This window comes from Nitrospirillum bahiense, assembly GCF_007828025.1.
GTDB classification, from domain to species: domain Bacteria; phylum Pseudomonadota; class Alphaproteobacteria; order Azospirillales; family Azospirillaceae; genus Nitrospirillum; species Nitrospirillum amazonense.
Genome location: NZ_VITO01000002.1, coordinates 428,163 through 449,989, shown reverse-complemented (window position 1 = coordinate 449,989; position 21,827 = coordinate 428,163). Strand labels below are relative to the sequence as shown.

Here is a 21,827-nt window from a genome sequence, read left to right as displayed (position 1 = left end):
GAGGGGAGCCTGGGATTTTCCTGTCACAGCAGGCTCTTGGGCGCACCTCCGCCCCGCTGTCCCGCATCCGGGACACCGCAGGAAACGCCGTCGGGCGCCCGGCACCCGCGTGACATCCCTCTTTTGTATAGGCCGAATATTTCTTTCAGATGACGGTTTGCAAAAGATTACACTTTAATTATGAAGAAGATCGGTCGCTTTTTATTCAATTGCTCAGCGTGCCGACGCGTCATAGGGGGCCAGTATTAGGCCGCCCCCTCATGCCATCGCCCGCTGCGGCCGGGTGACGACGAAGGCCAAAGCCAGCGCCGCCACCAGCAGCACGGCGGCCAGCATGAAGGGCGATCCCTGGGGCAGCATGGCGAAGGGGCCGACGCTGTCCGCCAGCACGCTGGTGAACAGCAGCGGGCCGATCATGCCGGTGATGCCGCGGATGCTGACCAGGGTGCCCTGCAACAGCCCCTGTTCCGTCGCCGCCACCTGGGCCGACATCATGCTTTGGGCCGAGGGGCCGACCATGCCCCACAGCGCCACCAGGGGAATGCCGCAGAGCAGGCCCGCCCCCACGGGGGAGGCGCCGAAGGTGGTGAAGCCGGCGGCACCCGCCACCAGGCCCACCATCATGGTGCGCCGCGCGCCCAGGCGCTTGACCACGCGGCCGACCAGGCCGCCCTGCACCACCGTGCTGCATACGCCCACCCCCGCCAGGGTCAGGCCCACGGACTCCGGCCCCCAGCCGTAGCGGTCGTTGACGTAGATGACGAAGGTGTTGTTCAGCACCTCATGCGCCAGATAATAGAGCCAGACGATGCCCCCCAGGCCCAGCAGGCCGGGCGCGCCGCGCAGCAGGGCGAAGGCGCCCAGCGGGTTGGCCCGCCGCCAGGAAAAGGCGCCGCGCCGGTCGGCCGGCAGCGATTCCGGCAGCACGAACAGGCCGTAGCAGGCGTTCAGCAGGCTCAAGCCCCCCGCCACCCAGAACGGCAGGCGCGGCTCGATCCCGCCCAGCAGGCCGCCCGCCGCCGGGCCGACGATGAAGCCCAGGCCGAAGGCGGCGCCCAGCATGCCGAAGGCACCGGCGCGCTTTTCCGCCGGGGTCACGTCGGCGATGTAGGCCGAGGCGGTGGTGAAGCTGGCGGCGGTGATGCCGGAGACGATGCGGCCCACGACCAGCCAGCCGAGGCTGGGCGCCACGGCCATCAGCAGGTAATCCACCCCCAGGCCGAAGCAGGAGACCAGCAGGATGGGCCGCCGGCCGAACCGGTCGGACAGCGCGCCGATGAGGGGGGAAAACAGAAACTGCATGGCGGCGAACAGGGTGCCGAACAGGCCCACCATATGCGCCGCCCGGGCATTGTCGCCACCGACGAAGCCCTTCACCAAATCAGGCAGGACCGGGATGACGATGCCCAGGGCCAGGACGTCCAGCAGTGCCGTCACGAAAACGAAGGCCAGCGCGGCACGGCGCGGCGTGGGGGATGCGGTCATGGTCAGGCCCGGAACTGGAACCCCGGCGTTGCGGGCGCCGGGATGAGTTGGTCATTCTTTGCAGGGTCTACCCTTAATCCTTTTGCCCGGCGGCGGGGAGTCCCGAAAACGCCGCCGGTCATTCTGTCCAAGCCCTCCCCCCTGTCTAACCCGCCCGCATGTTGACGCGCTGGCCTTCGCCGGCTCGCTGCCGGTATGGTGCCTTCCGGTCACGAGCTTAGGTTAACGAGGACGAACGATGCGTGAAGTCAGCTGCGTTCTGGACGCCCAGGCCCAGTTGGGCGAATGCCCCCGCTGGGACAGCGATGAGGGCGTGCTGTACTGGGTAGACATCCCCGCCAAGACGCTGCACCGCTTCGACCCCGCCACCGGCCAGGACGTGCAGCGCGGCTTCGCCCAGCCGGCCGCCTGCCTGGTCCGCCATGGCGCCCGCGGCTTCGCCCTGGGCATGAAGGACGGCTTCGCCCTGCTGTCGGATTTCAGCGCCGAGCCCGCGCCCCTGGGCGCGCAAGTCGAGGAGGCGCGGCCCGACAACCGCTTCAACGACGGCCGCTGCGACCGGCTGGGGCGCTTCTGGTCCGGCACCCTGGACGGCACCAAGCAGCACCGGAACGGCACCCTCTACCGCCTGGACGTGGACGGCCAGGTGACGGACGTCGCCACCGGCTTCCTCACCAGCAACGGCATCGCCTTCTCGCCCGACGACCGCACCTTCTACCTGTCGGACACGCCCAACCACGTCATCTACGCCTACGATTTCGACCTCGCGTCGGGCCGCATCGCCAACCAGCGCGTCTTCCATCAGTTCCCGCACGGCCTGGGCCGACCCGACGGCGCCTCGGTGGATGCGGAGGGCTGCTACTGGACGGCGTTGTACGACGGCGGCCGGGTGGTGCGCCTGTCGCCCCAGGGGGACATCCTGGAAGAGGTGGCCATCCCCGCCCGCCTCTGCACCATGATCGCCTTCGGCGGCCCCGACCTGAAGACCGCCTACGTCACCACCGCCCGCCAGAAGCTGGATGAGGCCGAACTGGCCCGCCATCCGCAGTCGGGCGGCATCTTCAGCTTCCGCGTCGACGTGCCCGGCCTGCCGGAGCACACGTACGGGGGGTGAGCGGAAGCAGGGGCATGAGCCCCCCACAGCTCAGTCGTCGCCAGCCGCATGCTCCGTCGCTGGCCGCAGCGGGTGGCTATGGTGGCCACTCACCTCGGCGCCGGCGTCCGGATCCAGGCGGATGAAGAAGAGGAACGAGGCCAGGCCGATCACCATCACGGTCAGGAAGGCCACCATGAAGTCGTGCGGCACCAACTGGGCGCCGCCGTGCAGGGCCAAGGTGGTGTGCAGCAGCAGGGCGCCGGTGGCGACGCCCATGCCCAGCGACACCTGTTGCACCATGGACGACAGGCTGGTGGCCGCACTCATGCGCGCCGCCGGCACGTCGGCGAAGGCCAGGGTGTTCAGGCCGGTGAACTGCAGGGACCGGAAGAAGCCGCCGACCAGCAACACCAGCAGGATCAGCGGCACAGGCGTGTCCGGCCGGAACAGGCCGATGGCGCCGGTCAGCAGCGCGGACAGCACGCTGTTGATCACCAGCGCCTGGCGGAAGCCGTAGCGGCGCAGGATGGGGCCGGCGGTCATCTTCATCACCAGCGCACCGGCGGCGGTGGCGAAGGTCAACAGGCCGGAAACGAAGGCCGTCATGCCGAAGCCCACCTGCAGCATCAGCGGCAGCAGAAAAGGGATGGCGCCCATGCAGATACGGAACAGGGAACCGCCCACGACGCTGATGCGGAAGGTGGCGGTCTTGAGCAGGTCCAGGTCCACCAGCGGGTGGGGATGGCGGCGTGAGTGGCGCACGGCGACGATGCCCACCAGCACGCCGAAGGCCAGCAGCGACGGCGCCACGCGCCAGTCCACGCCGTCGCGGCCGATGGACTCGAACCCGGCCATCAGGGCCGCCAGGGCCACGCCGGAATTCACGAAGCCCCAGCCGTCCAGCTTGGCCACCGCCTCCTCCCGATGATCGGCGATATAGCGCCAGGAGAGGTAGAGACCCAGCAGGCCGATGGGGATATTGATGAAGAAGATCCAGCGCCAGGACAGGTAGGTGGTCAGCAGGCCGCCGATGGGCGGGCCGATCAGCGGCCCCACCATGGCCGGCGTCGTCAGATAGTTCATGGCCCGGACCAGCTGGTCCTTGGGCACCGTGCGCAGCAGCACCAGGCGGCCCACCGGCACCATCATGGCGCCGCCCACGCCCTGCAGCAGACGGGCCAGGGCCAATTGCGGCAGTGACTGGCTGAGCCCGCAGGCGATGGAGCCCAGGGTGAACAGCACGATGGCGGCGCGGAAGACGCGGCTGGAACCGAAGCGATCGGCCACCCAGCCGCTGATGGGGATGAAGACCGCCAGGCTGAGGATGTAGGCGGTGATGGCCAGGCTGAGATGGATGGGGCTGACGCCCAGGCTCTCCCCCATGGCCGGCAGGGCCGTGGCGAGAACGGTGGCGTCCAGGTTCTCCATGAACAGGGCGCACGATATGATGAGGGCGACGAGCATCGTCGTCACAGTGCCTTTCATCCGGGGGCCGCAGGTGACAGGAAATCGCTACCTGCCGTTCGAGAATCTGGGCAAAGCCAGGCCCCTGACAAGTGCCGCCCGGGCATGGCAGACCGTCATGCATGCACATCTATTCGGCACGCGTAAAAATTCGGCGGCCGACGGAATAAGGCCCCGGCCGGGCGCGTCAACCGAGCGGTCCCATAACGACCAATGGCTCGACCACGGGAGGAATCCAGGATGCTGAAACAGATCATCGCCGCCACCCTGCTGACCGCCGGCATCGCCCTTGCGGCGCCCGCCTTCGCGCAAGGTCCAGCGGGTGCCACCATAGCGGAAACCGCCAAGGGCAAGACCCTGGTGGATGCCAAGGGCATGACCCTCTACACCTTCGACCATGACATGAGCGGCCAATCCAACTGCATCGCCGCGTGCGCCAAGAACTGGCCGGCCCTGCCGGCCACCGCCGACGCCGGGGCCAAGGGCGACTGGACCGTCATCACCCGCGACGACGGATCCAAGCAGTGGGCCTACAAGGGCAAGCCGCTCTACACCTTCGTGAAGGACGGGAAGCCGGGCGACATCACCGGCGACGGCCTGGCGAACGGCGCCTGGCACGTGGCGACACCGTAAGGGGCGCGGGAAGGATATGCGGGGCGGCGGGCTCTCAGGCGCCCGCCGCCACCTCCTGCACGAAATCCAGGAAGGCCCGCACCTTGGCCGGCGGCAGGTGGCGGCTGGGATGATAGGCGTAGAGGGGGTAGCGCTCCTCCGCCCAGTCGGGCAGCACCTGCACCAGCTGGCCCGACGCCAGCCAGGGACCCAGGCCCAGCTCGAAGCTCTGGAACACCCCCTGCCCCGCGACGCAGGCCGCGACGGCCACGGACGGGTCGTCCATCACCACCCGGCCGGCCACCGCCACCGTCACCCGCTCCGCACCGCGATGGAATTCCCACCCGAAGGGCAGGCCCGTCTGCGGGTTACGGAACAGCACACCCTCATGCCCTTCCAGGTCCTGGGGCGCCGCCGGCGTTCCCCGGCGCGCCAGATAGTCCGGCGCGGCGCAGGTCAGCACCCGCGTCTCCAGCAGCTTGCGCGCGATCAGGGAGGCCACGTCCGGCGGGCCGAAACGCACCGCCACGTCCACGCCGGCCATCATCTCCTCCCGGTGATTGCTGACCGTCATGTCCAGGACCAGCCCCGGATAGCGTGCCGTGAAGTCCGGTAGGCGGGGCGCCAGCACCATGCGGGCGAACCAGGGATCGACGGAGACGCGCAGGCGTCCGTCCACCGTGGCCGCCGCCCCGGCCGCGTCCAGCGCCGCCTCTTCCAGCCCGGCCAACAGGGGCGTCACCTGGGCGTGGAAGCGCCGCCCCTCCTCCGTCAGGGTCACGGCCCGGGGGCTGCGGTCGAACAGGCGCACCCCCACCCGCGCCTCCAGCCTGGCGACGGCACGGCTGACGCCCGATGGCGTCAGGCCCAGCACCTCACCCGCGCGCACGAAGTTTCCCGCCTCGACCACGGCGGCCAGCACGCCGATTCCTGTCAACAGACGCGCGTCGAAGCCCATCGCGTCCCTCCTTTCAAACCACAGTGACTATAGATCATTCTTCCGCTGACAAGGATGCGCCTGATTCAAATCTCTCTCCCGCCTACAACCAGGCCTCGGGCCGCCTGCGGCCGACACTGGATCAAGGAGAAGGACCATGTACGTCATCACCGGCATCACGGGTAAGGTCGGCGGCGCGGTGGCCGAGGCGCTGCTGGCGGCGGGCCAGCCGGTCCGCGCCGTCGTGCGCGACGCCGCCAAGGGGGCGACCTGGGCGGCCAAGGGCTGCGAGGTCGCCCAGGCGACCATGGAGGATAGCGCCGCCCTGACCCAGGCTTTCACCAGCGCCACCGCCGTCTTCGTCCTGCTGCCGCCCAACTTCGACCCGGCGCCGGGCTATCCCGCCACGCTGGGCCTCATCGAGGCGGTGGCCACGGCGCTGGCGGCGGCCCAGCCGCATCGGGTGGTCAGCCTGTCCACCATCGGCGCCGACGCCCCGCACGACAACCTGCTGAGCCAGCACACGCTGAGTGAGCGGCGCCTGGCGGCCCTGGGCTTGCCCATCACCTTCCTGCGCCCCGGCTGGTTCATGGAAAACGCTGCCTGGGACGTGGCCGCCGCGCGCGAAGCCGGCGTGCTGCACAGCCACCTGCAGCCGCTGGACCATCCCTTCCCCATGGTCGCCACCCGGGATGTGGGCCGCACCGCCGCCCGCCTGCTGCAGGAGACGTGGGCCGGCCTGCGCGTGGTGGATCTGGAGGGGCCCGCCCGGGTTTCCCCCAACGATCTGGCCCAGGCCTTCGCCCAGGCGTTGGGCCGTCCGGTGACCGCCCAGGCCGTGCCGCGGACGACCTGGGAGGCGCAGTTCCGTGCCCAAGGTATGCGGCACCCCGGCCCCCGCATGCGCATGCTGGACGGCTTCAACGAAGGCTGGATCGAGTTCCGCGACGCAGGATCCCACGCCCTGAAAGGGGAAACCTCCCTGGCCCAGGTCGTCGGCGCGCTGGTGGCGGGCGATCCAGGGCAATAGGCGGGTAGTGAGCGCGGCCATTTCGCCGCTTGGCATCCGGCAACGCCGCCCTTAGGAATGGCATCCCGTGTCACACTTCCCAAGGGCGGCCCTGGACCCAGGGCCCAGAAATGGCAGAGGAAATTCCATGAAGCTCTACTACAAGGCCGGCGCCTGCTCGCTCTCCCCGCACATCGTGGCGCTGGAGGCCGGCCTCGACATCGGCATCGAGGCGGTGGACCTGAAGACCAAGGTGACCGAGACGGGCGCCAACTTCCTGGAAACCAACCCCAAGGGCTCCGTCCCGGCGCTGATCCTGGACGACGGCAGCCTGCTGACCGAGGGTGCCGTGATCGTGCAGTACCTGGCCGACCAGGCCCCCGCCAGCGGCCTGATCCCCGCCGCCGGCAGCGTGACGCGTTACAAGGTGCAGGAGTGGCTGAACTTCATCGCCACGGACCTGCACAAGGGCTTCAGCCCGCTGTTCAACCCCGCCACGCCGGATGACTACAAGGCGATGGCCAAGCAGAACCTGGATCGCCGCTTCGCCCACCTGGAGCGGACGCTGGCCGACGGCCGCAGCTATCTGACCGGCGAAACCTTCACCGTGGCCGACGCCTATGCCTATGTGGTGCTGACCTGGGCGGCCCAGGTGGGCATCGACCTCGCCGCCCATCCCAAGGTCGCCGCCTTCGTCATCCGCGTGGGCCAGCGCCCCAAGGTGCAGGCGGCGCTGAAGGCCGAGGGCTTGCTGGCCGCCTGAGCGACCAGCCCGTGATGAAGGGCCGTCCCCGCCGGGGCGGCCCTTCGACACTGTCGTCACTCGCAGTGCGGCAGCGGAACGGTGACGGCGGCCCCGGTGTAGGCGATGGTCTTGGCGTCCGACGCCCCCGGCGCCGCACCGCAGACGACGCGGAAGCTCATGGACGGGGACATGCCCGGGAAGGTGCCGTCTCGCGCCTGGAGGGTCAGCCGGCGCTGCTTGTCCGACCAGGCCATGGGAATGACCGCGCGCTTGCCCGCCTGGTAGCCATAGCCGTCGCCCTCATCGTCATACAGTTCGTACGCCGCGTCACGGCCGGGGTAGACGCGCAGTTCCAGCGGTTCGTCACTGGGGGCGTCGGCATAGGCCTTGACGGGGCCCAGCGGCACGATGCTGCCCGCGCGCACGAACAGTGGCAGCGTCGCCAGGTCCGCCTTCGCCTCCACCCGCCGGCCGCCCGGCTGCGCCACCCCCGTCCAGAAGTCGAACCATCGGCCGCCACCCGGCAGATAGACGCTGCGCGTCGCGGCCCCCGCCTGCAGCACGGGCGACACCAGGAACGCCTTGCCGAACATGTACTGGTCGGTGACGCGCAGGGCGTCGGCATCGTCGGGGAAGTCGAAGGCCAGCGCCCGCATCATCGTCCCGCGATGGCTCAGCACGTCCCAGGACAGGGAATAGATATAGGGCAGCAGGCGGTAGCGCAGCCGGACATCGTCGATCAGGATCTTCTGGATGGCCGGGTCGAAGTTCCAGATCTCCTTGCCTTGCCCTGCGCCATGGATACGGAACATGGGGTTGAAGACGCCGAACTGGTGCCAGCGCACGAACAGCTCGGCATAGGCCTTGTCCTTCGCCGGGTCGGGGCTGAAGAACCCGCCGATGTCCGCCGACCAGTAGGGCTCGCCGCTCAGCGAGAAGTTGAGCGCGGCCGGGATCTGCTTGGCCAGCGTCTCCCAACTGGCGTGGGTGTCCCCCGACCAGGTGATGACGCCGTTGCGCTGCTGTCCGGCGTAGGCGGAGCGGGACAGGATGAACACCCGCTTGTCCGGCTGGTCCCGCCGCATGCCGTCATGGACGCCGCCGGTGTGCAGCAGGGGGAAGCTGTTGTTGACGACGATGCCGGGGCCGGCGGCGGTCAGCTGCTCCCGCATCTCGCCGGTCTGGCCACCCAGCTCGGCCTCATCCCCGTCCAGCCACCAGCCGTCGAAGCCCAGGACGCCCAGGTTCCGCATGATCTGGGACCAATAGATCTCCCGGCCTTTCGGGCTCCAGGCGTCGTACCAGCGGCCAAAGCCAACGGGGAAGACATTGTTGAAGGCGTCCGGGAAGGCCGCGCCCGCCTGGTCCAGTTCCGCAAGATTGGCGGTGCCCAAATCGAAGCGCGGCCACACCGAGATGATGGTGTGGACGTGCATGTCATGGATCGCCCCGACCATGGACTTGGGGTCGGGATAGCGCGACGCCTCGAACCGGTGGCTGCCCCACTGGCCCGCCGCCCAATACTGCCAGTCCTGCACCACGGCATCGATGGGCACGCCCATGTCCCGGTACCGGCGCGGGATGGCGACCAGTTCATCCTGGGTGCTGTAGTGCTCCTTGGACTGCCACATGCCCCAGGTCCAGCGGGCCATCAGGGGCACATCCCCGGTGAGCGCGCGATAACCGGCGACCACATCGTCCAGCTTGGGGCCCAGGATGAAATGATAGTCGATGCCCGGCCCCGCCTCGGAGCGGATGCCCAGCGGCGCCTTGCCGGTGCCAACATCGACATCGGTGACGGAGGCATTGTTCCACAGCAGGCCGAAGCCCGTGGGCGACACCAGCATGGGAATGCCCACGTCGGTGTTGGCCTGCTGCAGGTGGATGGTGTGGCCGCTATAGTCCAGCAGCCCGTTCTGGTGCTGCCCCAGCCCGTAGACCGGCGTCGCGGTCTTGAACCATTGGGTGGCCCCCACCCCGGCGTCACGGTCCCCTTCCTCCAGGATCACATGGTCCTTGGCATCCAGGAAGGTCACGGCCGCCGTCCGCTTGGCGACGCGGACATGCAGCCGCGCGGTCGTCAGCACATAGGCGTCGGCCGTCTCATCCACGTGGAAGGCGACAGTACCGGGTTGGGCGATGACGGCCGGATTGTAGTTGCCACGGTAGCCCGGCGTCCCGAACCGGACATGGATGATGCCGTCCTGCCAGGGTTCGAGGGTGAGGACGCCGCGCTCGGTGCGCAAGGCCAGCGCGCCGGTGTCGTCCAGCCTTCCCACCACGGTATCGGCCCGGGCCGCCGACGTGAGCGCCAGTACGATGCCGATTGCCGGCAGGACGCGCCTGGACATGAAATCCTTCAATGGTGAGCGCATGGCCATCCCTGTCGTTGTTTGTTCATAGGAGAAGCGGGGGGTCACAGGGGCCGGGGCGCCAGCCCCATGACCGGGCCGTCATAGGACAGCTCGACAATGGCGATGCCATTCCGCGCCGCCTGCGGGGGAATGCCGATGTCCGTGCCGCCCTTCCCCTTGCTTACCGTCAAGCTGGCCCCCGTCCCGACCAGCCGCGCTCGCAACAGCGTGGGCCCGCCGGGGAACTCTGGAACCGTGATGATCGTGGGAAGGTGGTCGCCCTCCCCACCCAGCAGATGCAGGAACACGGTGCTGTCCACGCGGGTGGCCCCCATGGTCGCCGTCGGAAGGAAGGGCCCGCCCCGCGTCCCGTATATGGCCCGGCCATATTTTTGCAGCCACGCGCCCAGTTCCCCCAGACGCGCGATCTGGTCCGGGGGGATGTGCCCATCCGGCGCCGGGCCGACGTTCACCAGAAGGTTGCCGTCACGGGTCGCGGTCTGGACCAGCAGGCGAACCAGCTCATCTAGCGACCGCGGCCTCGCCCCCGGCTGGTATCCCCAGGTGCCGGCCAGGGTTATGCACAACTCCCAGGGCTGGACATCGTCGAAGCCCCCCAGGTTGACGGGGTTTTCACGGGTCCGCCAATCGCCGGGAACCGATGTGCGATCGTTGACCAGGATGTCCGGCTGCAGCTGGTGCAAACGCTGATCGACCTCCCCGTCCCGCCAGGAAAATCGACCCGTGTAGGGCTTGCCCCGGTCGCGTGAGCCCCATTTGGCCCCGTCGAACTCCAGCCCGCCGAAGCCCAGCCACTGCTCGCCGCCGCCGTCATACCAAAGCAGATCTATCTTGCCGTAGTCCGTCGCCAGCTGCTCAACCTCGCGATGATACTGGTTGCGCATGGCCTCGGCCGAATCCAGATAGAGGTCCGGCATGAAGTAGCCTGGGAACCGCCAGTCCAATGGCGAATAATATAGTCCGACACGCAGCCCTTCGCGGCGGGCCGCATCCGTGTAGTTTTTGACGACGTCCTGCCCGTTGTTATGGGTAGCGACGTTGAAATCATTCGCTCGCGAGGCGAATAAAGAAAATCCATCGTGGTGGCGAGCCGTCAGCACCATGTACTTCATGCCCGACTGCCGCGCGACCTTCGCCCATTCGGCGGGAGCCGCGGGATCGGGATGAAAGTCATCCGCGAGCTTCGCATAGTCGTTTCTGGGAATGTGCTCACTGAACATGGCCCATTCGCCATGACCCAGGACCGAATAGACGCCGAAGTGGATGAACATGCCCAGGCGGGCCTGCCGCCACCATGCCACGCGCTGGTCGGCCACGGGCCCGGTGCGCACGTCGGACAGACCAAAGGGCGGCGGCGGCAAGGTCACATCGGCGGCAGCCTCCGCGCCGGCCAGGATGCCGCCACAGAACAAGGACAATGCCAGGAAGCGTCGAATGCGCATGAGCACCCCTGTTCCCGCCGCCTCAGGGGGCGACGGCGTTCAACGTGACACGTTGCGGCGGCAGGCCGGGAAGGGCGACATCCACGGTGATGGGGCCGGCCTGCGTCCCGGCCCGCACAGCGGCGACCACCCGCCCATGGAAGGTGCGCCGCTCACCGGCCTGGAAGCTGCCCGCGTCGCGCGGGTCACCGTTGCCCATGCCAGCCAGCGCGCCAGCCCCCGCGACCCGCACGGTTACCAGGCGATCGGCATCCCGCGCATAGACGGGCGTGCCGTCGGCATCAGCCAGTTCCACCGTCAGATAGGCCAAGTCCACGCCATTGGCCCGCACCGTCGGCCGGTCCAGCGACAGCCGCGCCAGGACGGGCGCACCGGCAGTGCGCAGTTCCCACCGTCCCGCCGGCTGGCCGTCGCGATAGCCGACAGCGACCAGACGGCCGGGCGCGTAGGGAACCTGGAAGGTGGTCTTGTATTCGCTGTCCACGCCCACCGGATGACGGCCCAGGCTGCGGTCGTTCAGGAACAGCTCCACCTCCGGGAATTCGGAGTAGACCACCACCTCCAGCGGCTTGCCCTCCTGCCCCGGCCAGGTCCAGCTGGGGTGGACGTCATCCAGCGACCAGTCCAGGTGCGGCTGCTGGATGGGGAAGTAATGCCGGTCGGGCAAATCCTCCGTCCCCGGCGGCTGGCGTACGAAGGCGGAAATGGGGTCGTTGCCCGTCTTCCACAGCACCTCGCGGTAATAGGCCGCCGGCCGCTTACGGCCCGTGGCATCGATCTCGCCGCAATAGGCCAGGGTCCAGGGATAAGGCGCCAGTTTCTGCCAATCCTGGCTGTAGCCCATCCAGCCGATGCCGGCCTCGCCAATGTAGTCGACCGCCGTCCAGACGAAATCGCCGATCACCCAGGGCATGGTTTCCACCGGCCGCCAGTATTGGAAGGCGTCCTTGGGCGTGGACTCGGTGGTCAGCATGACCCGGTCGGGGAACTGGACATGGTCCGGGCCGAACAGATGGGCGCGGTAGTTGTAGCCCGCCACGTCCAGCACGGCGAACTGGCGGGCGTTGTCGGGCCCGTCGATGCTGACCGCCTGGATCACGGGGCGGGTGGGGTCCAGGCGGCGCACGCGCTCCGCCAGCCGCCGGCCCGTCTCCGCCCCCTCCGGCGTTCCTTGCTCCGGTATCTCGTTGCCGATGCTCCAGAACAGCACGCTGGGATGGTTGCGGCCGCTGACCACCAGGCTGTCCAGGTCGGCCGCCCAATCCTGCGCGAAGAAGCGGGCGTAGTCCTGGGCGCGCTTGGGCTTGTCCCAGGCGTCGAACGCCTCGTCGATGACCAGCATGCCCAGGGCGTCGGCGGCGTCCAGCGTCGCCTGGCTGGCGGGGTTGTGGGCGCTGCGGATGGCGTTGTAGCCGGCGGCCTTCATCAGCGCGACCTTACGCGCGTCCGCGTCGGGCAGGCCGGCGGCCCCGACCATGTAATTGTCGTGGTGGATGTTGCCGCCCTTCAGCACCACCTTTTGGCCATTGATGCGCAGGCCCTGGCGCGCATCGACGGTGATGGTGCGGATGCCGAAGTGGGTGCGCCGCTCATCCTTCAGCGCACCGCCCACACGCACCTGCTGTACCAGGGTGTAGAGGTTGGGCGCGTCCGGGGACCACAGCGCCGGCCGGTCCACCATGAGCGACTGGTCCAGATCCGCACGGCCGTTGGCCGCCACCGGCCGCACCTGCCGGGCCTGGGCGACCACGGCGCCGTCGGCCGCCACCACCTGGGACAGCAGCTCGACCGTCGCCGCGCGCGCCGACCGGTTCACCACCACCGACCGCACCGCCACCTGCCCCCGCTCCGCCGTCGCCACCGGGGTGGTGATGGCCGTGCCCTCCGGGTCAAGATGGACAGGGTCCAGGATATCCAGGCTGACCGGGCGGATCAGGCCGGTGCCGGCATACCAGCGCGACGACGGATCGGGATGGTTGACCCGCACGGCGATGACGTTGTCACCGGGGCGCACCTTGCCCGTGAGATCAAGGCTGAAGGCGGTGTAGCCATAGCGATGCCGCGCCAGCGGCTGGCCGTTCAGCCAGACGTCGGCATCCATGTAGACGGCTTCAAAATTCAGGCGGATGACGCGGGCCGCCCGCGCCGCGTCCAGCACCAGGTGCCGGCGGTACCAGGCCTGCCCCCCCGGCAGGTAACCGGAGTCCTGCCCCGCGATCGCCTGCGCGTCGAACGGCGGCGTGCCATCGGCATGGTCGTCGATGGAAGCGTCATGGGGAACGGTGACCGACCGCCAGTCCCTGTCATCGAACGCCACGGCCTCGGCACCCGCCACCTCGCCCCGATGGACCCGCCAGCCTGAGATCAGGGGCAGTTGTTCCGCTTGGACAGTGGTGGACAGGACGGCGAGCAGCGCCGTCAGCGCCAGGACGCGGCCGCAGCTTCGTGGCATCACGCTGTTCTCCCCGGGGCCCGCCTCCCGTATCACAACGGGCCCCTGCTTATTTTGGCGCGGACCAGGCAGGCGTAGCCGTCCTGGTGATAGCGCTAACATCCGCGACCATTTGTCGGAGTAATCAGCTTAATGTCAACTGCGCACGGGGTGACAGGGGCCGGCGCCCGTGGGTTCATTCCACGGCGCCGGGGCTTCCAGGCGGCGAAAGTTGCCTCACGCCACGAAGGCGTTGTCGACGCCGGCCCAGCCGGGCAGGCCCTCGGCCACCACCAGGTGGTCGCGCACCTCCCGCACGCCGGGGCCGTTCTCCGCCACCACGCGGAAGGCCTGGGCCACCCGGGCGTCGTAGACGGCACCGGTCAGGGTGACGATACCGTTTTCCACCACCACATCCACCCGGCTGTCGGCCCACCAGCGCTTGTCGGCCAGTTCCATCAGCAGACGGTAGCGGATTTCGGCGTCCAGCAGGGGCGGCTCCTCCCCCCGAGGCGTGGCCAGGTCGAAGGTGTGCAGCAGGGCCCGCACCACGTCGGCGCGGCTGATGACACCGGCCAGGTGGCCGTGGGCCAGTACGGGCAGCCGCTTCACCTTGTGGCGGTCCATCAGGGCGACGGCGGTGGCGATGTCGTCGTCCACGTCCACGGTCAGGACGTCGCGGGTCATCACCTCCTCCACCCGGCGGCCATGCATCTTGCTGTACTGGTCCGCCTGGTCGCCCGGGGTGGTGAACATGCGCTGCCACCAGCGGTCGTGGACCTCTGTTCCCGTTTCGGCCCGGCGCATGAGGTCGCCCTCGGTCAGGACGCCGACGACGCGGCAGCCGCCACCATCGGCGGCGACGTCATCCTCCACTACGGGCAGGCCGCTGATGCGATTGCGCACCATCAGGCGCAAGGCGTCGACCAGGGGCGTGTCCGGGCGAACGGTCAGGACGCCCGGCGTCATGATCTGGCGAACGGCGGTGGGCTTGAAAATCTCTAAGGTCGGGGCGGGCGCGGCCATGATGGCATCCTCCGGTTGGGATGGGGCCATCATGGGCTCAAGGCCGGAGCGCGTCCTTGATGCGGCTCAATTCAGCGGCCGCATGTGTCCCGAAAAAAAACGGTGACCGAAAAAACGGTGACCTCAGCAGGCGGCGCCGGCATCCAGGATGGGGGCGACTAGGGCGTGCAGGGACAAGGCGTCCGGCGCGGCGCGCAGGGTGGCGGCCAGGCCGGGGGTGCGCAGGGCGCGGCTGATGCGGGCCAGGGCCTGCAGATGGGCGTTGCCGCAATGGACGGGGGTCAGCAGGCCGAAGACCAGATCCACGGGCGCGCCGTCAATGGCCTCGAATTCCACCGGCTTGGCCAGGCGGACGAAGGCGCCGATGGGGCGGCTGATGCTGCTGAAGCGGGCGTGGGGGATGGCGATGCCGGCGCCAACGCCGGTCGAGCCCAGCGCCTCACGGGCGCGCAGATCATCCAGGACGGCACCGACATCCAGCGCGCCGGCGGCGGCGATGCGCAGGGCGATTTCCTTCAGGACGGCGTCCTTGGAGGCCACCGAAAGGCCCAGCCCGACGGAAGACGGCGCCAGGGAGGAACCGGTGCCGGAAGGGGCGCCGGTGGGCGCAGATGACGGATCGGATGTGATCGACGCCATGACGTCAGCGACCTTGGGAGCGGCGAAGGCCCATCGGGACGCCACGCTGGAGCGGAGCATGAAAACAACCGTACTGGTGACCGATGGCCGTCAAATAAGCGATCTCGGGGCCTTTGGGAAGCCCCAAGTGCGACAGCATAACGCGCCTGCCCGCAGGGTATGGATGCCCGTCCATGATTCGTTTCCTTAAGATCCCTATTGAATCAAAGAGATTCGTCGCTAATGACCAGGCGGTAGCCGATACCGGGTTCCGTCTGAATGATTCCCGGTGCGTTGGGGTCGCTTTCAATCTTCTGGCGCAGCATGCGGATGTAGACCCGCAAGTACTGCACCTCGTCTTCCTTGGCGGGCCCCCAGACTTCCTTGAGGATTTGCCGGTGGGTCAGAATCTTGCCGGCGTGCGCCGCCAGGAAGCGCAGCAGATCGAACTCCGTGGGCGACAGGTGCAGCTTTTCCTCTCCCCGCGTGACCTGCCGGTTGATGAGGTCGATGGCCAGCCCACCGGCATTCACCACCGAGCGGCCGCCCTGCTGCTGCACGGCGTGGCGCAGGGCCGCGCGGATGCGGGCCATCAGCTCCGCCGTGCCGAAGGGCTTGGTGACATAGTCGTCGGCACCCAGGTCCAGCGCCGCCACCTTGTCCTCCTCCTGGTCGCGGCTGGACAGGATGATGATGGGCGTTGGGCGCTCGGCCTTCAGCTTGCCCACCAGGTCCAGGCCGTCGCCATCGGGCAGTCCCAGATCCAGCAGGATGAGGTCCACGCCCGGCAGGCGGGCCTGCACCAGCCCCTCCTGCGCCGTCGCCGCCTCCACCAAGGTCCAGCCTTGGGGGGCCAGCACGGCGCGCAGCAGCCGGCGGATGGCCACCTCGTCCTCGATCACCAGGATGCGATGGGGTTTGCTCATGATCTCAACCCTATTCCAACATCCAGGCATCTAGCGCGTCGTCGGTGGGCAGCGTCAATTCGAACACGGCGCCGGTCTTGTCGGTACGGTTGGCGGCCTTGATGGTGCCGCCCAGGGCCGTCATGAAGCCGCGGCAGATGGCCAAGCCCAGGCCGGTGCCGGCCTGGCGGTGGTCCCGCGCCTCCACCCGATAGAACTTGTCGAAGATGCGCTCCAGGCTGTCGGGCGGGATGCCCACGCCCTCATCCATCACGCGGATGACGACATGGTTGTGCCGCCGCGCCGCGCTCACGCCCACCCTGCCCTCGGGCCCGGAATACTTGGCGGCGTTGTCCAGCAGGTTGAACAGCACCTGTTCCAGCAGCAGGTAGTCGGTGCGCACCAGCGGCAGGTCGGCCGCCAGATCCAGGTCCAGCGGCCGGCCGGCCAGGATGGGCTTGGCCCGCTGGGTGGCGGTGTGCACCACGTCCACCAGGTCCGTCGGCTCGCGGCGGATGTCCAGCCCGGCCTCCAGCCGCGTCATGTCCAGCAGGTTGCGCACGAAGCGTCCCATGCGCTCCGCCTCCACCAGCAGATCGCCGGTCAGCTGGGCGCGGGTGGCGGGCTCCAGCCCTTCCCCCTCGCTCTTGAGGGTGGTGGCGGTGCCGATGATGGCGGCCAGCGGCGTGCGCAAATCGTGCGACAGCGAGGTCAGCATGGCGGAGCGCAGGCGTTCCGTCTCCCCTTCCAGCCGCGCCTTGTCGATGTCCTGCACCAGCTTCACCCGCTCGATGGCCACGGCCGCCTGGTCCATGATGGCATCCAGCAGGCGGCGCTGGTCCGGCGTCAGGATGGGGCCGGGGTCGTCGGTGTCCACGCCCACCACCGCCACCACGCCCCGTTCCGTCCGCACGGGCAGGAACAGGCGCTGGGTGCCCGGCAGCGTGGGGGCGCCGCGCCCCGCCGGCTTGGCGTTGTCATAGGCCCAGCGCGCGGCGGCCAGATCCATCTCCCCCACCTGGTCCTCCGGTGGGTAGCCCGCCCTCACCTCCAGGGCGCCATGGTCGTCGGGCATCAGCAGCACGACGCGCACCTTCAGCAGCAGCGCCACCTGGTGCGTGGTCGCCCACAGCAAATCCTCCATCTCGCCGATGCCGGCCAGCTTGCGCGCGAAGGAGAACATCTGCGCGGTGATGCGGGCGCGGTTGGCGGCGATGGTCGCCTGCTCCCTCACCCGCGCCGTCAGGCGGCTGGTGAAGACGGCGACGATGGTGAAGAACACCAGCGCCACCACGTTGGAGGGGTCGCGGATGGTGAAGGTGTACAGCGGCGGCAGGAAAAAGAAATTGTAGGCCAGCACGCTGAGGCAGGAGGCGAACAGCGAGGGGCCGTAGCCGTGCAGGATGGCGCTGGCCAGGACGGCGGCGATGTAGACGAGCGAGAGATTGCGCACGTCCATGGTGTTGCCCAGCAGGGTGCTGACCACGGTGGCCAGGCCCACCATCAGCGTCGCCACGCCGTAGGGCTGCCACGCCAGGCCGCTGGATTCCGGCCGGGTGCGCACCATCTTGGGCGGGATCTCGTCCGCCTCCACCGCGTCGCCGGCGATGACGTGGACGGAGATGGTGCCGGCCTTGCGCACCAGCTCGTGCACCACCGAGCCGTGCACGATCTCGAACCAGCGCGGCCGTTCGGACTTGCCGATGATGATGTGGGTGAAGTTGTTGGCGCGGGCGTAGCCCAGCACGTCGGCGGCGATGGTGCGGCCGGGCACGGTGATGGCCTCGCCCCCCAGCTGCTCCGCCAGGCGCAGGGTGTCGGCGATGCGGTCGCGCGCCGCCTCCGTCAGGCGCTGGGTGCGCGCGGTTTCCACGTACAGGGCGGTGAAGCGGGTCTTCAGCCGGTCGGCCAGGCGCTTGGCGTAGCGCACCAGGCCGCCGGCGGTCCTGTCCTCGGACACGCAGACCAGCACGCGGTCGCCCGCCGCCCAGGGGCCCTGGATGGCGTGGCGCTGCATGTAGGACAGCATCTGGTCGTCCACCCGCTGCGCCGTGCGCCGCAGCGCCAGCTCACGCAGGGCCGTCAGGTTGCCGGGGGAGAAATAGTGCTTCAGCGCCCGCTGCGCCTGCTCGCGGATATAGACCTTGCCCTCGTTCAGGCGCTTGATCAGGTCCTGCGGCGGCAGGTCGATGACCTCGATCTCGTCCGCCATCTCCAGCACGCTGTCCGGCACCGTCTCGCGCACGCGGATGCGGGTGATCTGCGCCACCACGTCGTTCAGGCTTTCCACATGCTGGATGTTCAGCGTGGTCAGCACGTCGATGCCGGCGGCCAGCAGCTCCTCCACATCGGAATAGCGCTTGGCGTGCCGGCTGCCCGCCGCGTTGGTGTGGGCCAACTCATCCACCAGGGCCAGGCGGGGACGGCGGCGCAGCAGGGCGTCGATGTCCATCTCCTCCAGGGTGCGGCCCTTGTACTCCAGCACCCGGCGGGGCACGACCTCCAGCCCGGCCACCATGGCCTCCGTCTCGCGCCGGCCGTGGGTTTCCACCACGCCCACCACCACGTCCACGCCCTCCGCCTTCAGCTGCCGCGCCGTTTCCAGCATCTGGTAGGTCTTGCCCACGCCCGGGGCGGCGCCGAGATAGATGCGCAACTTGCCCCGGCGCTCCTGCATGGCCTGGCTCAGCAGGGCGTCTGGCGACGGGCGGTTGGTGTAGTCGGCGTTGGTCACGGTGGAGGGTCGATCTCTCAAAGGCCCGGAAAACAAACGGCAAAAGCCGCCGCTCCGGAGCGCTGGCCGACAATAGCGCCAACGGTTCCGAAGCGGCGAGCTTTTCCCTTCAAGGCAAGCGGTTACCTCACGGATGCGCCGCATCCAGGGCGCGGTTCAGCGCCAGGACGTTCACGTGCGGCTCCCCGATCAGGCCCAGCAGGCGGCCCTCGACATGGGCGTCCACCAGGCCGCGCACGGCGGCCTCGGTCATGCCCCGGGCCTTGGCCACGCGCGCCACCTGGTAATAGGCGCCGGCGGGCGAGATGTCGGGGTCTAGGCCACTGGCCGAGGCGGTCACCAGGTCCACCGGCACCGGGTGGTCCTTGGTGGCGCCGTACTTCTCCGCGTCACCGGCGATGCGGTCGACCAGCGCCTTGGACGTGGGGCCCAGGTTGGAACCCATGGAGTTGGCGGCGTTGTAGGGGGCGGCCACCGTCTTGGTGCTGTCGTTGGGGTCGGTGTCGGTGGTCACCGACGGGCGGCCCCAGAAGTACTTCTCCGACGTGAAGTTCTGCCCGATCAGGGTGGACCCGATGACCGTGCCGTCCTTGGCGGTGATCAGGCTGCCGTTGGCCTGATGCGGGAACAGGACACGGGCGATGCCGGTCATGCCCAGGGGATAGATCAGGCCGCAGACGATGGTGAAGAAGACAGCCAGCGAAAGGGCCGGACGGATTTGCTTGAGCATGGCTCTCGGGCCTCCTTTAGGCCAGGCCGACGGCGGTCACGACCATATCGATGGCCTTGATGCCGATGAAGGGAATGATGATGCCGCCCAGGCCATAGACCAGCATGTTGCGCGACAGCAGGCTGGCGGCCGGCAGGGCGCGGTACCGCACGCCCTTCAGGGCCAGCGGGATCAGCGCGATGATGACCAGGGCGTTGAAGATGATGGCCGACAGGATGGCCGACTGCGGCGTGGCCAGGTGCATGATGTTCAGGGCGTTCAGCGCCGGATACAGGCCCGCGAACATCGCCGGGATGATGGCGAAGTACTTGGCCACGTCGTTGGCGATGGAGAAGGTGGTCAAGGCGCCGCGGGTCATCAGCAGCTGTTTGCCGATGCCCACGATCTCGATCAGCTTCGTCGGGTCGCTGTCCAGGTCCACCATGTTGCCGGCCTCGCGGGCGGCCTGGGTGCCGGTGTTCATGGCGACACCCACGTCCGCCTGGGCCAGGGCCGGGGCGTCGTTGGTGCCGTCGCCGCACATGGCGACCAGGCGGCCCTCGGCCTGTTCCTTGCGGATCAGGGCCAGCTTGTCCTCCGGCGTGGCCTGGGCCAGGAAGTCGTCGACGCCCGCCTCGGCCGCGATGGCGGCGGCGGTCAGCGGGTTGTCGCCCGTGATCATCACCGTGCGGATGCCCATGCGGCGCAGTTCGGCAAAGCGGTCGCGGATGCCGCCCTTGACGATGTCCTTCAGGTAGATGACGCCCAGCACCCGGTCGTTGCGCACCACCGCCAGCGGCGTGCCGCCGGCCTTGGCGATGCGCTCGGTGATGGCCTCCAGCTCCGGATGGCGCACGGGCTGGCTGCCCCGCAGGGCCGTCACGTGGCGCAGCACGGCGTCAACCGCGCCCTTGCGGATCTGGATGCCGCCCTCCCCGTTTTCATTGGCCAGATCAACGCCGCTCATGCGCGTCTGGGCGGCGAAGGGGACGAAGCGGGCGTTCAGCGCCCCCATGTCTTTGCCGCGCAGGCCGTACTTTTCCTTGGCCAGCACGACGATGGAGCGGCCCTCCGGCGTCTCGTCGCTCAGCGACGACAGCTGGGCGGCCTCCGCCAATTCCTTGTCGGTGACGCCCGAGACGGGGATGAACTCGGCGGCGTGGCGGTTGCCCAGGGTGATGGTACCGGTCTTGTCCAGCAGCAGGGTATCGACGTCGCCCGCCGCCTCCACCGCGCGGCCGGACATGGCCAGGACGTTGAAGCGCACCAGGCGGTCCATGCCGGCGATGCCGATGGCGGACAACAGCGCGCCGATGGTGGTGGGGATCAGGGTGACGAACAGCGCCACCAGCACCACCACCGACACCGTGCCGCCGGCGTAGGCCGCGAAGCCCGGGATGGTGACGACCGCCAGGATGAAGATCAGGCTCATGCCCACCAGCAGGATGTTGAGCGCGATCTCGTTGGGGGTCTTCTGCCGCTCCGCCCCCTCGACCAGCGCGATCATGCGGTCGAGGAACGTGGAGCCTTGCGCCGCCGTGATGCGGACGATGATGCGGTCCGACAGCACGCGGGTGCCGCCGGTGACGGCCGAGCGGTCGCCGCCGCTTTCGCGGATGACGGGCGCCGATTCACCGGTGATGGCGGACTCGTCCACGGTGGCGATGCCGTCGACAATCTCACCATCGCTGGGAATGATGTCGCCGGCGTCGACCACCACGTGGTCACCCACCTTCAGGTCGGCGGCCCCCACCGTCTGAAAGCTGGTGACGGCCGCCCCCCTGGCGACCATGGGGCCAGTCAGGCGCTTGGCCACCGTCTCGGTGCGGGTCTTGCGCAGGCTGTCGGCCTGGGCCTTGCCCCGGCCCTCGGCCACCGCCTCGGCGAAGTTGGCGAACAGCACCGTGAACCACAGCCACAGCACGATCTGGAAGGAGAAGCCGGTGCCCTGGGCGCCGGTGGCCAGGTCGCGCGCCAGCAGCACGGTGGTCAGCAGCGCCACCGCCGCCACCAGGAACATGACGGGGTTACGCACCAGGGTGGCGGGGTTCAGCTTGGTGAAGCTGGCCTTGACCGCCGGGCCCAGGATGGCCGGATCCAGCAGGGCGGACTTGGTGCCCCGGCGGGTCGGTGCGTCCGGCTGCTGGGGGGCCGCCGGCTGCTGCCCCGGGTGGAACATGGAAGGGGATGACATCTCAAAATCTCCGAAGAACGGATGACGCCAATGCAAGGGGTCTAC

Annotated in this window: 16 protein-coding genes; 4 read left to right on the top strand and 12 right to left on the bottom strand. The window is 68.8% G+C overall.

The features are described 5' to 3' along the window. Positions 1-258: 258 nt before the first annotated feature. Positions 259-1,485 carry a TCR/Tet family MFS transporter gene (locus FBZ88_RS04655; RefSeq protein ID WP_186464200.1) on the bottom strand — a complete coding sequence of 409 codons (1,227 nt, stop codon included), beginning with the start codon at positions 1,483-1,485 and terminating at the stop codon, positions 259-261. A gap of 238 nt (positions 1,486-1,723) precedes the next feature. On the opposite strand from FBZ88_RS04655, the gene FBZ88_RS04650 reads away from it, so the two are divergent. Next, a complete protein-coding gene (locus tag FBZ88_RS04650) occupies positions 1,724-2,599 on the top strand; it encodes an SMP-30/gluconolactonase/LRE family protein (protein ID WP_145615628.1) in 876 nt (291 codons plus the stop codon). A 30-nt stretch (positions 2,600-2,629) separates the two neighbouring features. Here the strand turns inward: FBZ88_RS04650 and FBZ88_RS04645 are convergent, their stop codons facing one another. Then, complete coding sequence (locus FBZ88_RS04645) at positions 2,630-4,045, bottom strand: DHA2 family efflux MFS transporter permease subunit (protein WP_145615758.1); 1,416 nt, start codon at positions 4,043-4,045, stop codon at positions 2,630-2,632. 240 nt (positions 4,046-4,285) lie between these two features. On the opposite strand from FBZ88_RS04645, the gene FBZ88_RS04640 reads away from it, so the two are divergent. Further along, entirely contained in the window at positions 4,286-4,678 is a 393-nt protein-coding gene (locus FBZ88_RS04640; RefSeq protein WP_145615627.1) for a COG4315 family predicted lipoprotein, read from the top strand. A gap of 34 nt (positions 4,679-4,712) precedes the next feature. Here FBZ88_RS04640 and FBZ88_RS04635 read toward each other — a convergent pair whose 3' ends face one another. After that, complete coding sequence (locus tag FBZ88_RS04635; protein ID WP_145615626.1) at positions 4,713-5,615, bottom strand: LysR family transcriptional regulator; 903 nt, start codon at positions 5,613-5,615, stop codon at positions 4,713-4,715. 136 nt (positions 5,616-5,751) lie between these two features. Here FBZ88_RS04635 and FBZ88_RS04630 point away from each other — a divergent pair, with 136 nt between their 5' ends. Beyond that, complete coding sequence (locus tag FBZ88_RS04630; RefSeq protein ID WP_145615625.1) at positions 5,752-6,624, top strand: NmrA family NAD(P)-binding protein; 873 nt, start codon at positions 5,752-5,754, stop codon at positions 6,622-6,624. 127 nt (positions 6,625-6,751) lie between these two features. Then, on the top strand, positions 6,752-7,366 hold the full coding sequence (gene gstA / locus FBZ88_RS04625; RefSeq protein ID WP_145615624.1) for a glutathione transferase GstA: 615 nt from the start codon (positions 6,752-6,754) through the stop codon (positions 7,364-7,366). Between the two features lie 56 nt (positions 7,367-7,422). On the opposite strand, the gene FBZ88_RS04620 is transcribed toward gstA, so the two are convergent. The 9 genes from FBZ88_RS04620 to kdpB form a co-directional block, all read right to left on the bottom strand. After that, positions 7,423-9,699 (bottom strand): glycoside hydrolase family 31 protein, encoded by a 2,277-nt coding sequence (locus FBZ88_RS04620; protein ID WP_246138492.1) that lies wholly within the window; start codon positions 9,697-9,699, stop codon positions 7,423-7,425. Positions 9,700-9,764: 65 nt separating this feature from the next. Continuing rightward, entirely contained in the window at positions 9,765-11,090 is a 1,326-nt protein-coding gene (locus FBZ88_RS04615) for an alpha-L-fucosidase (protein ID WP_186464199.1), read from the bottom strand. 97 nt (positions 11,091-11,187) lie between these two features. Continuing rightward, positions 11,188-13,617: a glycoside hydrolase family 2 TIM barrel-domain containing protein gene (locus FBZ88_RS04610; protein WP_186464198.1), complete on the bottom strand. Its 2,430-nt coding sequence runs from the start codon at positions 13,615-13,617 to the stop codon at positions 11,188-11,190. 216 nt (positions 13,618-13,833) lie between these two features. After that, a complete protein-coding gene (locus FBZ88_RS04605; RefSeq protein WP_186464197.1) occupies positions 13,834-14,622 on the bottom strand; it encodes a CBS domain-containing protein in 789 nt (262 codons plus the stop codon). 123 nt (positions 14,623-14,745) lie between these two features. Further along, on the bottom strand, positions 14,746-15,321 hold the full coding sequence (locus FBZ88_RS04600) for a PTS sugar transporter subunit IIA (protein ID WP_211102512.1): 576 nt from the start codon (positions 15,319-15,321) through the stop codon (positions 14,746-14,748). A gap of 143 nt (positions 15,322-15,464) precedes the next feature. Then, positions 15,465-16,166, bottom strand: coding sequence for a response regulator (locus FBZ88_RS04595; protein WP_145615619.1), 702 nt, complete (start codon positions 16,164-16,166; stop codon positions 15,465-15,467). Positions 16,167-16,176: 10 nt separating this feature from the next. Continuing rightward, a complete protein-coding gene (locus tag FBZ88_RS04590; protein WP_186464196.1) occupies positions 16,177-18,879 on the bottom strand; it encodes a sensor histidine kinase in 2,703 nt (900 codons plus the stop codon). Positions 18,880-19,006: 127 nt separating this feature from the next. Further along, a complete protein-coding gene (gene kdpC, locus FBZ88_RS04585; protein WP_145615618.1) occupies positions 19,007-19,609 on the bottom strand; it encodes a potassium-transporting ATPase subunit KdpC in 603 nt (200 codons plus the stop codon). A 16-nt stretch (positions 19,610-19,625) separates the two neighbouring features. Continuing rightward, positions 19,626-21,782, bottom strand: a complete 2,157-nt coding sequence (gene kdpB / locus FBZ88_RS04580; protein ID WP_246138491.1) for a potassium-transporting ATPase subunit KdpB — start codon at positions 21,780-21,782, stop codon at positions 19,626-19,628. Positions 21,783-21,827: the final 45 nt, after the last annotated feature.